This window comes from Streptomyces sp. SX-6, assembly GCF_059089585.1.
Genome location: NZ_JBTHHU010000004.1, coordinates 91,145 through 104,258 on the forward strand (window position 1 = coordinate 91,145; position 13,114 = coordinate 104,258).

Consider the following 13,114-nt stretch of genomic DNA (forward strand, 5'->3'; position numbering starts at 1 on the left):
GTCCCGGACCGAGCAAGGAGCAACCGATGTCCCCACCCACTGCACCGCTCGCCGACGCGCTCGCGCGCGGGACGCTCGTCCTCGACGGCGGCCTGTCGAACCAACTGGCCGCCCAGGGCTGCGACTTGTCCGACGACCTCTGGTCGGCGCGGCTGCTGTCCGACGACCCCGGGCAGATCGAGGAGGCGCACGCGGCGTATGTCCGGGCGGGGGCACAGGTGCTCATCACCTCCAGCTATCAGGCCACCTTCGAGGGGTTCGCGCGCCGCGGGCTCGGGAGGGACGAGGCCGCGGCCTTGCTGCGGCGCAGCGTGGAGCTGGCGCGGTGGGCGGCGGGCCGGGCGGAGCGGGAGGTGTGGGTCGCCGCGTCCGTCGGGCCGTACGGGGCGATGCTCGCGGACGGCAGCGAGTACCGCGGGCGCTACGGGCTGGGTGTGGAGGAGCTGGAGCGGTTCCACCGGCCGCGCATCGAGACGCTGGCCGCGGCCGCACCGGATGTGCTCGCGCTGGAGACCGTGCCGGATGCCGACGAGGCGCGGGCGCTGCTGCGGGCGGTCCGGGGATGCGGGGTGCCGGTCTGGCTGACGTACAGCTGCACCGGCGAGCACACCCGCGCGGGTCAGCCCCTCGCCGAGGCGTTCGCGCTCGCCGCGGGGAACGACCAGGTCATCGCCGTGGGCGTCAACTGTTGCGAACCGGCCGACGTGGACCGGGCCGTGGAGCTCGCGGCACAGGCGACGGGCAAGCCGGTGGTGGTGTATCCGAACAGCGGGGAGGGGTGGGATGCGCGGGCGCGGGACTGGCGGGGGAGCCCTGCGTACGACCCCGCGCAGGCCAAGGTGTGGCAGGCGGCGGGCGCCCGGCTCATCGGGGGCTGCTGCCGGGTGGGCCCGGAGCTGATCGCGGAGCTGGCGGCCGTGGCCGGGAGCCGGTAGCGAACCCCGAACCCGGGAGGCGGGTGCGGTACCCGCCTCCCGGTCACGGTGCGGTCCCGTCAGAGCCGGGGGTCGACCGGCTCCGACTCCAGGGCCAGGACCGCGAAGACCGCCTCGTGGACGCGCCAGAGCGGCTCACCGTCCGCCAGCCGGTCCAGCGCCTCCAGACCGAGCGCGTACTCGCGCAGGGCGAGGGAGCGCTTGTGGCCGAGGAAACGCTGACGCAGCCGCTCGAGGTTGTCCGGGCGGGTGTACTCCGGGCCGTAGATGATCCGCAGGTACTCCCGGCCGCGCACCTTGATGCCCGGCTGGACCAGCCGGCCGCCTTCGGTGCGCACCAGCGAGCGGAGCGGCTTGACGACCATGCCCTCCCCGCCCGCCGCGGTCATCTCCAGCCACCAGTCGGTGCCCGCCCGCACGGACTCCTCATCGCCGGTGGTGACGACCAGGCGCCGGGTCGCCTGGAGCAGACCGGTCGGGTCGTTCTCGACCAGCCGGTCCAGCCAGGCGAGCTGCTCGTCGTGCGGCACCGCGGCGAGGCTGCGCCCCTGCGCGGCGAGGATCTGGAAGGGCGCGAGCCGCACACCGTCCAGACCGTCGGTGGTCCAGCAGTACCGCCGGTAGGCGTCGGTGAACGCGGCGGCGTCGGCGGCCCGTTCGCGCTGCCGTGCCAGCAGGCCGTCCACCTCGGCGCCGCGCGCGGCAGCCGCTTCCAGCGCCGCCAGCGCACCGGGGAAGACTGCACCGGCGGCGGCGCCCACGGCGGCGTACTGCGAGCGCAGCAGTCCGGACGCCTTCAGCGACCAGGGCATCAGCTCGGCGTCGAACAGCAGCCAGTCCGTGGCCAGTTCGTCCCACAGCCCGGCGGCGGTCACGGCCGTGCGCAGCCGGCCCAGGATCTCCTCGGTGACGGCACCGTCGTCGAAGAAGGGGCGTCCCGTGCGGGTGTACAGCGCGTCCGTGGGCCCGTCCGTGCCGAAGCGCTCGCGCGCCACGTCCGCGTCACGGCAGACCAGCGCGACCGCGCGCGAGCCCATGTGCTTCTCCTCGCACACGACCGTCTCCACACCGTCCGCCAGGTACTGCGCGAACGCCTCGGCCGGGTGCTCCAGATAGCCGTCCCTGCGCGACGTGGCGGTCGGCGACATGGTCGGCGGGAGGTAGGCGAGCAGCCTGGGGTCGAGGGCGAAGCGGCTGATGACCTCCAGGGCCGCGGCCGCGTTCTCCTCGCGCACGGCGACCCTGCCCATGTGCCGGGTCTCCACGATCCGGCGGCCGTTGACATCCGCGATGTCGAGCGGCCGGCCGTCGTGCCCGCCGGGCGCCTCGGTGGCCAGCGGCCTGGTCGGCTCGTACCACACCTTCTCCGCCGGTACGTCCACGAGTTCGCGCTCCGGCCAGCGCAGCGCGGTCATCTTGCCGCCGAAGACCACGCCGGTGTCCAGGCAGATGGTGTTGTTGAGCCACGTGGCGTTCGGCACGGGCGTGTGCCCGTAGACCACCGCGGCCCGGCCCCGGTAGTCCTCGGCCCACGGGTAGCGCACGGGCAGGCCGAACTCGTCGGTCTCGCCGGTCGTGTCCCCGTACAGCGCGTGCGAGCGGACCCGTCCCGAGGTGCGCCCGTGGTACTTCTCGGGCAGACCCGCGTGACAGACGACCAGCTTGCCGCCGTCAAGCACATAGTGGCTGACGAGTCCGTCGATGAACTCCCGCACCTGCCCCTTGAAGCCGTCGCTCTCCCGGTCCAACTGCTCGACGGTCTCGGCGAGTCCGTGCGTGAGCTGGACCTTCTTGCCCTTGAGGTGGCGGCCCAGCTTGTTCTCGTGGTTGCCGGGCACGCACAGCGCGGTGCCGTCCTCCACCATCCTCATCACGCGCCGCAGCACTCCCGGCGAGTCGGGGCCCCGGTCGACGAGGTCGCCGACGAAGACGGCCGTGCGCCCCTCGGGGTGGACGCCGTCGGCGTACCCCAAGGCGGTGAGCAGCGACTCCAGTTCGGAACTGCAGCCGTGGATGTCGCCGATGATGTCGAACGGGCCGGTGAGGTGGGCGAGGTCGTTGTAGCGCCGCTCGATCGTGATCCCGGCGCTCTCCACCTCCTCGACGCTGCGCAGGACGTGCACCTTGCGGAAGCCCTCGCGCTCCAGCCCGCGCAGCGAGCGGCGCAGTTCACGCCGGTGCCGGGCGATGACATGGCGGGACACCCCGCTGCGGTCCGGCCGTGCGGCATTGCGCTCGACGCACACCTCCTCGGGGAGGTCGAGGACGATCGCGATGGGCAGGACGTCGTGCTCGCGGGCCAGCCGGACGAGCTGCCTGCGGCTCTCGGGCTGCACATTGGTCGCGTCGACGACGGTCAGCCGTCCGGCCGCCAGCCGCTTGCCCGCGATGTAGTGCAGGACGTCGAAGGCGTCGCCGCTGGCGCTCTGGTCGTTCTCGTCGTCCGCGACCAGGCCGCGGCAGAAGTCCGAGGAGATGACCTCGGTGGGCTTGAAGTGGCGGCGGGCGAAGGTGGACTTGCCCGACCCGCTGGCACCGACGAGAACCACGAGGGACAGGTCGGTCACCGGCAGGGAGCGGTGGGCGGTCGTGGTGGTCATGCGGCCTTCTCCTCCTTCGTGGTCGTCGTGGTCTTAGTCGTCGTAGTCGTCGTGGCCAGGGTGAACACGGCCATCTGCGTGGGCGGCCCGACCTCGGGGTCGTCCGGCCCGACGGGCGTGAACTCCACGCCGTAGCCGTGCCGTTCGGCCACCGAGGCGGCCCAGGCGCGGAACTCCTCGCGGGTCCACTCGAAGCGGTGGTCGGCGTGGCGCACATGTCCGGCCGGGAGGGTTTCCCAGCGGACGTTGTACTCGGCGTTCGGCGTCGTCACGAGCACCGTCGCGGGGCGTGCCGAGCCGAACACCGCGTACTCCAGCGCGGGCAGCCGCGGCAGATCGAGGTGCTCGATCACCTCGCTGAGCACCGCAGCGTCGTACCCCTTCAGCCGCGCGTCCGTGTAGGCCAGCGAGCCCTGCATCAGCGTGACGCGCTCGCTCTGACGCTCTCCCATGCGCTCGAGCCGGAGCCTGCGCGAGGCGATCGTCAGGGCGCGTACGGACACGTCCATGCCGACGATCTCGGTGAAGCGCACGTCCTTCAGCAGCGCCTGCACCAAGTGGCCCTCGCCGCAGCCGAGATCGAGCACGCGGCTCGCGCCCGCGGCGGTGAGCGCTTCCAAGATGGCATCGCGCCGCTGTACGGCGAGCGATACCGGCTTCTCGTCGGTGTCGGCGGTGCCGTCGTCGACCGCGTTGTCGATCTCTTCGACCTCGCTGTCGTCGGACTCGGCGAGCCGGATGAGCTCCAGCCGCTCCATCGCCTCCCGGGTCAGTCCCCAACGCCGCGACAGATAGCGGCTGGTGATCAGCTTCTGCTCGGGGTGCTCGGCCAGCCAGCCGTCACCGGCCCGCAGCAGCTTCTCCACCTCGTCGGGCGCGACCCAGTAGTGCTTGGCGCCGTCCAGGACCGGCAGCAGTACGTACAGGTGCCGCAGCGCGTCGGCGAGCCGTAGCTCCCCCTCCAGGACGAGGCGGACATAGCGCGAGTCGCCCCACTCGGGGAACTGCCCGTCCAGCACCACCGGTTCGGCCGCAACGGACGCCCAGCCCAGTGGCTCGAACAGCCTGCGCACCAGCTCGGCCCCGCCGCGCGCGGGCAGCGCCGGCACCTCGACGCGCAGCGGCAGCGGCGCCTCGGCCCGCTCGGGCAGGGCGTTGCACACACCCCGCAGAGCGGTCTTGAAGACCGTGGTCAGCGCCACGGCCATCAGTGAAGACGCCGCATACGGACGGTCGTTGACGTACTGCGCGAGCGCCGCGTCCGGTGCGCCGCCCCGGCCCCTGCCCTTGCCGCGCCGCACCAGCGCGACCGGGTCCACCTCCAGCAGCAGCGCCGCAGTGCAGCGCTCCGCCGTCGCCTCCGGGTAGAAGACATGCGCGGTGCCGTGCGAGGTGGAGAACTGCTGCGTTCTGTCGGGATGCTTGTGCAGCAGAAAGCCGAGATCGGTGGCGGGGCCCGCCGGGGTGCCGGTTGTGGTGATTGTCAGGAACACGCGTCCGAGTATCGCTTTCTGCCGTCGCCCCCGACCAGTGAATATTAACTGGGCTTGACCGAAGGGCGGACGGTCGGGCGGACGGTCAGGCCGGCTGCCGTGCACGGAAGGCGCGCCGGTAGTCGTTCGGCGGTACGCCCACCGCCTTGGTGAAGCGCCGCCGCAGGTTCGCGGCCGTGCCGAGCCCGCACAGCTCCGCGACCCGGTCCACCGATTCGTCGCAGCGTTCCAGCAACTCCCGTGCCCGGCCGATGCGTTGGGCCTGGAGCCACTGCATCGGTGTCGTCCCCGTCGCCGCGTGGAACCGCCGGACGAGCGTGCGCGGGCTGGTGTGGGCCTGCCGGGCCAGGTCGGCGACGGTCAGCGGTTCCGCCAGCCGTGCCGTGGCCCAGTGCAGGAGCGGGGCGAGCGAGTCGTCCGCCCGCTCGGGCAGCGGTGTCTCGATGTACTGCGCCTGCCCGCCCGGCCGGTGCGCGGGGGCGACGAGCTGCCGCGCGACGTGGTTCGCCGTCTCCATGCCGAAGTCCTGGCGCACCAGATGCAGGCAGACGTCGATGCTCGCCGTCGACCCCGCCCCGGTGACGACGTCGCCGTGGTCGACGTACAGCACCGTCGGATCCACCCGCACCGCGGGGAAGCGCTCGGCGAGCAGCCGGGCGTACCGCCAATGCGTGGTCGCCGTACGCCCGTCGAGCAGGCCGGTGGCCGCGAGCGTGAACGCGCCCGAGCACAGCGACACCACCCGGGCCCCGCGCCGGTGCGCCTCGAGCAGCGCCTCCGTCAGCTCGGCGGGCGGATCGCCGCGCACGTCCGCCGACCCCGGCACGAGCACGGTGTCGGCGGTGACCAGCTCCTCGACCCCGTACGGCGTGTTCGTGCTGAACCACGAGCCGTTGCGGGCGCCTTCGCCCTCCGTCCCGATGGCACAGACCCGCAGGTCGTACCAGGCGTGGGGAATCTCCAGGCGCTCGGTGCCGAAGATGTGGCAGGGGATGGCCAGTTCGAAGAAGGGCAGTCCGTCGACGGCCGCCACGGCGAGGGAAGGCATGGCAGCAATGTATCGGGTGTTGTCACTCTTGCCACTCGTGGCCGGCGGACGCCGTGCCGATGCTTGACCGTCATGAAGACCTCTTCGCCGGCCCGCGTCGCCCAGGGCATCGGCGCCGCCGTGCCCGATCCCCGCCGCTGGCTGATCCTCACCGTCGCGTCAGCGGCCCAGTTCCTCGCCGTGCTCGACGTCTCGGCGGTCAACATCGCCTTCCCCGTGATCGGCGAGGAGTTCGGTTCCTCGTCCGCGGCCCAGCTGTCCTGGGTGCTCAACGCCTACACGATCGTGCTCGCCGCCCTGCTCGTCCCGGCCGGCCGGCTGGCCGATGTGGCGGGCCGCCGCCGCTCGTTCCTCGTGGGCCTGGTCCTGTTCGGCCTGGCCTCGGTCGGCTGCGGTGTGGCCCCCGGCCTCGGCTGGCTCATCGCGGCCCGCGTCGTCCAGGGCGTCGGCGCCGCCGTCCTGGTGCCCACCTCGCTGTCCCTCGCCCTGCCCTCCTTCCCCGCCCGCGAGCGCGCCACGGCCGTCGGCGTCTGGACCGCGGTGAGCGCGGTGGCGGCCGGGGCGGGCCCGGTGCTCGGCGGGCTGCTCTCCACCTGGGACTGGCGCTGGGTGTTCCTGATCAACGTGCCGGTCGTGATCGTCGCCGTCGTGGCGGGCCTGCGTCTCCTGCCCAGGACGGCACCAGGCCGCCGCCAGGCCCTGGACCTGCCGGGCACGGCCCTGGTGCTGGTCGCCATCGGCTGCCTGGCCACCGCCGTCGTGGAGGCGGGCGACTGGGGCTACACCGCCCCGGCCACGCTCGGCGTCCTCGCCGCGGGCATCGCCGCCACCGTGCTCTGCGCCGTCCACGTGCGCCGCGTCCCGGAACCCGTCGTGCACCCCGGGCTCTTCCGCGCCCGCGGCTTCACCCCGGCGACCCTCGGCCTCTTCGCCTACTTCCTGGCCTACTCCGCGATGCTGCTCGCGGCCTCCCTGCTGTTCACCGATGTGTGGGGCTACACCACCCAGCGCGCCGGCCTGGCCCTGGCCCCCTGGCCCGCCACGGTGCTGGTGGTCTCCTCCTTCTCCGGCCGGATCGTCCGCGCCGCCGGCGAACGGGCCTCGGCGGCCTTCGGCGCCTCGTGCTTCGCCCTCGCCTCGCTGTGGTGGCTGCTCGGCACCGGCGAGCAGCCGCACTACGCCGCCGGGGTGCTGCCGGGGCTCGTCCTGGCCGGGCTCGGCACCGGCCTCTACCAGTCGGTCATGTTCGCCGCCGCGGGACGGCTGCCCGAGGAGCGGATGTCTCTCGGCTCCGGCGTCCTGATGGTCTCCCGGCAGGTGGGCACCGCCCTGGGAGTGGCCGTCCTGGTGGCCTTCGGCGGGGGAGCGCACCGCCTTGACCTGGGCTCCCTGCGCGCGGGCTGGGTGTTCACGGTGGTGATGTCCGTCCTCGCCCTGCTGGCCGCGTTCGCTTATGGCCGGGGCACACGGGGTGATCACGACTGATCCAAGCGAGGATGGGGGGATGGGATTCCATGTCGACTCCGAGGCCGGGCGGCTGCGCCGCGTCATCCTGCACCGCCCCGACCTCGAACTGAAGAGACTCACCCCCTCCAACAAGGACGCCCTCCTCTTCGACGACGTGCTCTGGGTGCGCCGGGCCCGCGCCGAGCACGACGGCTTCGCGGACGTCCTGCGCGAACGCGGCGTCGAGGTCCACCTCTTCCAGGACCTGCTGGAGGAGAGCCTGGCGGTGGAGGCCGCCCGCGCCCTGGTGCTGGATCGGGTCTTCGACGAGAAGGAGTACGGACCGCTCGCCACCGGTCATCTGCGGGCGGTCTTCGACGGAATGCCCCCGGCGGAGCTGACGTCCTGGCTCGTCGGGGGCATGACCAAGCGGGAGTTCCTCGAGCGGTACCCCGAGCCCGTCTCGGTGCGCTTCCACGTCATGGACCTCGACGACTTCCTGGTCAACCCGCTGCCCAACCACCTCTTCACCCGCGACACCTCGGCCTGGATCTACGACGGGGTGTGCGTCAACGCGATGCGCTGGCCCGCCCGTTGGCACGAGACCGTGCACTACGAGGCCGTCTACCGCCACCATCCGCTCTTCGCGGGCGGCGGCTTCCGCATCTGGTCGGAGGGCCAGGCGGCCTACCCCTCCACCATCGAGGGCGGCGACGTGCTCGTCATCGGCCGGGGCTCGGTGCTCATCGGCATGAGCGAGCGGACCACCCCGCAGGCCGTGGAGATGCTGGCGCACCGGCTCTTCGCCGCCGGGTCGGCCCGCAGCATCGTGGCGCTCGACATGCCCAAGAGCCGGGCCCTCATGCACCTGGACACCGTGCTGACGATGGTCGACGGCGACACCTTCACCCAGTACGCCGGGCTGGGCATGCTCCGCTCCTACACCATCGAACCCGGCGGGGGAGGGCGGGAGTTGAAGGTCACCGACCATCCGCCGGAGCACATGCACCGGGCGATCGCCGCCGCCCTGGAGCTGGACGGCATCCGGGTGCTCACCGCCCGCCAGGACGTGCACGCGGCGGAGCGCGAGCAGTGGGACGACGGCTGCAACGTGCTGGCCATAGAACCGGGCGTGGTCGTGGCCTACGAGCGGAACGCGACCACGAACACCTTTCTGCGCAAGCACGGCATCGAGGTCATCACCATCCCGGGCAGCGAACTGGGACGGGGCAGGGGCGGACCCCGCTGCATGAGCTGCCCGGTGGAACGGGACCCGGTGGAGACGCCGTGACCCTGATGAAGACACCCTGACCCCGGTGGAGACAGCCCGACCACCTCAGTGCATACTGATGCCATAACATGCATAGAAATCCGAGGAGTCCAACCCCCATGGCCACAGACCGCCTCAAGGGCCGCCATCTGCTGAAGGAAACGGACCTCACCGCCGAGGAGTTCCACGGCCTCGTCGAGCTGGCGGCCGAACTCAAGGCCGCCAAGCGCTCGGGCGAGGAGGAGCCCCGGCTCACGGGCCGGCACATCGCGCTGGTCTTCGAGAAGACCTCGACCCGCACCCGCTGCGCCTTCGAGGTCGCCGCCGCCGACCAGGGCGCCCGTACGACCTATCTCGACCCCGCCGGATCGCAGGTCGGCCACAAGGAGTCGGTCAAGGACACCGCCCGGGTCCTCGGCCGGATGTTCGACGCCATCGAGTACCGCGGCCACGGCCAGGAGATCGTGGAGGAGCTCGCCGAGCACGCGGGCGTCCCCGTCTACAACGGCCTCAGCGACGAGTGGCACCCCACCCAGATGCTCGCCGACGTGCTCACCATGACCGAGCACACCTCCAAGCCCCTCGACCGCGTCGCCTTCGCCTACCTCGGTGACGCCCGTTACAACATGGGCAACTCCTACCTCGTCACCGGCGCGCTCCTCGGCATGGACGTCCGCATCGTGGCCCCCGAGGAACTGTGGCCCGCGCCCGAGATCGTGGAGGAGGCGCGACGCCTCGCCGCGAGCAGCGGGGCGCGCATCACGCTCACCGCCGACGTCGGGGAGGGCGTGCGCGGCGCGGACTTCATCGCCACCGACGTCTGGGTCTCGATGGGGGAGCCCAAGGAGGTGTGGGACGCCCGGATCGCCCTGCTCGCCCCGTACGCCGTCACCATGGACGTCCTGCGCGCGACCGGCAATCCGGCCGTGAAGTTCCTGCACTGCCTGCCCGCCTTCCACGACCTCGGCACCACGGTCGGCCGCGAGATCCACGAGCGCCACGGGATGACCTCGCTCGAGGTGACCGACGAGGTCTTCGAGTCCGTGCACTCCGTCGTCTGGGACGAGGCCGAGAACCGGATGCACACGATCAAGGCCCTGATGGTGGCGACCCTGGGCCGCTGAAACCGGGCCCAGGAGCGGGGAGTTGTTGTGTCGTCCTCGTGACGACAGTCACGGCACGGTGATACGTTCAGCGGGCACGCACCAGCTGGTTCCCGGCTGAAGGAGGCCGTGCCCATGAGTCCGTTCACCGGCTCCGCGTCCACCACGGAGGAATGGCGGCACCTACGCCTGAGCATCGACTCGGGCGTAGCCACCGTCACCCTGGCCCGCCCCGACAAGCTCAACGCCCTCACCTTCGGCGCCTACGCCGACCTGCGCGACCTGCTGCCCGAACTGGCCCGCGACGGAGGTGTCCGGGCCCTGGTGCTCGGCGGCGAAGGGCGCGGCTTCTGCTCCGGAGGCGACGTCGACGACATCATCGGCGCCACCCTGGCCATGGACACCGGCCTGCTCCTCGACTTCAACCGCATGACGGGGCAGGCCGTCAGAGCCCTGCGCGAATGCCCGTTCCCCGTGGTCGCCGCCGTGCACGGGGTCGCCGCGGGCGCCGGTGCCGTGCTCGCGCTGGCCGCCGACTTCCGTGTCGCCGACCCCACCGCGCGCTTCGCCTTCCTCTTCACCAAGGTCGGCCTCTCCGGCGGCGACATGGGCGCCGCCTACCTCCTGCCCCGCGTCGTCGGCCTCGGGCACGCCACCCGCCTGCTGATGCTCGGCGACACCGTGCGCGCTGCGGAGGCCGAACGCATCGGCCTCATCAGCCAGTTGACCGAGGAAGGCGGCACCGAGGCCGCCGCCCACGCCCTCGCGCGCCGGCTCGCCGACGGGCCCGCCCTCGCCCACGCCCAGACCAAGGCCCTGCTGGGCGCCGAGCTCGACATGCCCTTCTCCGCCGCCATCGAGCTCGACGCGGCCACCCAGGCGCTGCTGATGAACAGCGTCGACTACGCCGAATTCCACCGGGCCTTCACCGAGAAGCGGCCCCCCGAGTGGCGGGGGCGGTGACCGTGCGCGTCGCGGTCATAGGCGGCGGGCCCGGCGGGCTCTATGCCGCAGCGCTGCTGAAACGTCACGCCCCGGAGCGCGAGATCACCGTCTGGGAACGCAACGCCCCCCACGACACCTTCGGCTTCGGCGTCGTCCTCTCCGACGAGACGCTCGGCGGCATCGAGAGCGCCGACCCCGACGTCTTCGCCGCGCTGCAAAGGGAGTTCGTCCGCTGGGACGCGATCGACGTCTCCTGCCGCGGCCAGGTGCTGCGCTCGGGCGGCCACGGCTTCGCCGCCCTCGGACGCCACCGGCTCCTCGCGATCCTCCACGAGCGCTGCCGCGCCCTCGGCGTCTCCCTCCGGTTCCGCACCGAGGCGCCGCCCCTTGCCGAACTGACCCGCTCCCACGACCTCGTCATCGCCGCCGACGGCATCCACAGCGCTACCCGCGAGGTCCACCGCGACCACTTCCGCCCCGCACTCACCACGCACCGCTGCCGCTACGTCTGGCTCTCCGCCGATTTCGCCTTCGACACCTTCCGCTTCGAGATCGCCGAGACCGAACACGGCGTCATGCAGCTCCACGGCTACCCGTACGGCCCGGACGCCAGCACCGTCATCGTCGAGATGCGCGAGGAGGTGTGGCGGCGGGCAGGGCTCGACCGCTGCGACGAACAGGAGACCCTGCGGAGGTGCGGCACGTACTTCGCGGGCGTGCTGGACGGACGCCCGTTGCAGTCCAACCGCTCGCTGTGGACCGCCTTCCGCACGGTCGTCAACGAGCGCTGGGCGCATGGCCGTACGGTCCTCCTCGGCGACGCCGCCCACACCGCCCACTTCTCCATCGGCTCCGGCACCAAGCTCGCCGTCGAGGACGCGGTGGCCCTGGCCGGGCATCTGGACCGGCAGCACGATGTCGCCGCCGCCCTGGCTGCCTACGAGGCCGAACGGCGCCCGGTGGTCGAGTCCTTGCAGCGCGCCGCCCGTGCGAGCCTCGAATGGTTCGAGGACTTGGACGTCCACCTCGGGGCACCACCGCGGCGATTCGCCTTCGACCTGCTCACGCGCAGCCGCCGCGTCACCCACGACAACCTCCGCCTGCGTGACCCAGCCTTCGTCGCGGCCGTCGAGGAGGAGGCGGGTGTGCCTGTCGGCACGCCGCCGATGTTCACCCCGTTCCGGCTGCGCGGTCTTGCCTTGCGCAATCGTGTCGTTGTCTCGCCGATGGACATGTACTCCGCGGTCGACGGCACGCCGGACGACTTCCATCTCGTCCATCTCGGCGCGCGGGCTCTTGGCGGTGCGGGGCTGGTGATGACCGAGATGGTGTGCGTGAGCGCGCACGGGCGTATCACCCCCGGCTGCGCGGGGCTGTACGCGCCGGAGCACGAGCGTGCGTGGCGGCGAGTCACGGACTTTGTGCACGGGCGGGCTCCAGGCGCGGCGATCGGCATTCAGCTCGGGCACTCGGGGAGGAAGGGGTCGACCCGGTTGATGTGGGATGGCATCGACCAGCCGCTGGACGGGGGGAACTGGACGGTTGTGGCTCCGTCGGCGTTGCCGTATCGCGCCGGTGTGAACGAGGTTCCGCGTGCATTGACCGTGAATGAACTCACTGCGATTCGGGTGCAGTTCGTCGATGCGGCGCAAGCTGCGGACCGGGCCGGTTTCGACCTGCTCGAGCTGCACTGTGCCCATGGCTATCTGCTTTCTTCGTTCCTCTCGCCGCTCACGAATCGTCGGGACGACCGTTATGGGGGTGACCTCGCCGGGCGGTTGCGGTATCCGCTCGAAGTTTTTGATGCGGTGCGGGAGGTCTGGCCGTCGGAGCGGCCCATGACCGTCCGGATTTCCGCCACGGATTGGGTGGAGGGCGGTACGACGGTGGAAGACGCCGTTACCATCGCGCGGGCGTTTGCCGAGCGCGGGGCGGATGCGATTGACGTCTCGACCGGGCAAGTTGTTCCGGAGGAGCGGCCCGCGTTCGGGCGGTCCTACCAGACGCCGTTCGCGGATCTCATCCGGCATCGGGTGGGTGTGCCGGTGATCGCGGTCGGGGCCATCTCGTCGTGGGACGACGTCAATTCGCTGATTCTGGCGGGGCGTGCGGATCTGTGCGCGCTGGCGCGTCCGCATCTGTACGACCCGAACTGGACGTTGCATGCGGCTGCGGAGCAGGGGTACGCGGGGCCGGGGGTGGCTTGGCCGCTGCCGTACCGGGCGGGGAGCCGGAAGCCGCCTACGGGGCGGCGGGGGTAGAGGTTGATGATGC

The 13,114-nt window shown here is 71.9% G+C and carries 9 protein-coding genes; 6 read left to right on the forward strand and 3 right to left on the reverse strand.

What is annotated here, in order from left to right; genetic code table 11:
• The first annotated feature begins 26 nt into the window (after window positions 1-26).
• Window positions 27-935, forward strand: coding sequence for a homocysteine S-methyltransferase (mmuM, locus tag ACV530_RS06295; RefSeq protein ID WP_494331249.1), 909 nt, complete (start codon window positions 27-29; stop codon window positions 933-935).
• A gap of 59 nt (window positions 936-994) precedes the next feature.
• Here mmuM and ACV530_RS06300 read toward each other — a convergent pair whose 3' ends face one another.
• The 3 genes from ACV530_RS06300 to ACV530_RS06310 form a co-directional block, all read right to left on the reverse strand.
• Window positions 995-3,535: a polynucleotide kinase-phosphatase gene (locus tag ACV530_RS06300; protein WP_494331250.1), complete on the reverse strand. Its 2,541-nt coding sequence runs from the start codon at window positions 3,533-3,535 to the stop codon at window positions 995-997.
• On the reverse strand, window positions 3,532-5,028 hold the full coding sequence (locus tag ACV530_RS06305) for a 3' terminal RNA ribose 2'-O-methyltransferase Hen1 (protein WP_494331251.1): 1,497 nt from the start codon (window positions 5,026-5,028) through the stop codon (window positions 3,532-3,534). The genes ACV530_RS06300 and ACV530_RS06305 overlap by 4 nt, the downstream gene beginning before the upstream one ends.
• A gap of 85 nt (window positions 5,029-5,113) precedes the next feature.
• Entirely contained in the window at window positions 5,114-6,076 is a 963-nt protein-coding gene (locus ACV530_RS06310; protein ID WP_494331252.1) for a helix-turn-helix domain-containing protein, read from the reverse strand.
• Window positions 6,077-6,148: 72 nt separating this feature from the next.
• Here ACV530_RS06310 and ACV530_RS06315 point away from each other — a divergent pair, with 72 nt between their 5' ends.
• The 5 genes from ACV530_RS06315 to ACV530_RS06335 all read left to right on the forward strand — a co-directional run bounded on the left by ACV530_RS06315 (window position 6,149) and on the right by ACV530_RS06335 (window position 13,101).
• The gene (locus ACV530_RS06315) at window positions 6,149-7,561 is read left to right on the forward strand and encodes an MFS transporter (protein ID WP_494331253.1); all 1,413 of its coding nucleotides are present in this window, start codon (window positions 6,149-6,151) and stop codon (window positions 7,559-7,561) included.
• A gap of 19 nt (window positions 7,562-7,580) precedes the next feature.
• Window positions 7,581-8,813 (forward strand): arginine deiminase, encoded by a 1,233-nt coding sequence (locus ACV530_RS06320; protein ID WP_494331254.1) that lies wholly within the window; start codon window positions 7,581-7,583, stop codon window positions 8,811-8,813.
• Window positions 8,814-8,911: 98 nt separating this feature from the next.
• A complete protein-coding gene (argF, locus tag ACV530_RS06325) occupies window positions 8,912-9,916 on the forward strand; it encodes an ornithine carbamoyltransferase (protein ID WP_494331255.1) in 1,005 nt (334 codons plus the stop codon).
• A 114-nt stretch (window positions 9,917-10,030) separates the two neighbouring features.
• The gene (locus ACV530_RS06330; RefSeq protein ID WP_494331256.1) at window positions 10,031-10,858 is read left to right on the forward strand and encodes an enoyl-CoA hydratase family protein; all 828 of its coding nucleotides are present in this window, start codon (window positions 10,031-10,033) and stop codon (window positions 10,856-10,858) included.
• Window positions 10,843-13,101 carry a bifunctional salicylyl-CoA 5-hydroxylase/oxidoreductase gene (locus ACV530_RS06335; protein ID WP_494331257.1) on the forward strand — a complete coding sequence of 753 codons (2,259 nt, stop codon included), beginning with the start codon at window positions 10,843-10,845 and terminating at the stop codon, window positions 13,099-13,101. The genes ACV530_RS06330 and ACV530_RS06335 overlap by 16 nt, the downstream gene beginning before the upstream one ends.
• Window positions 13,102-13,114 lie beyond the last annotated feature (13 nt).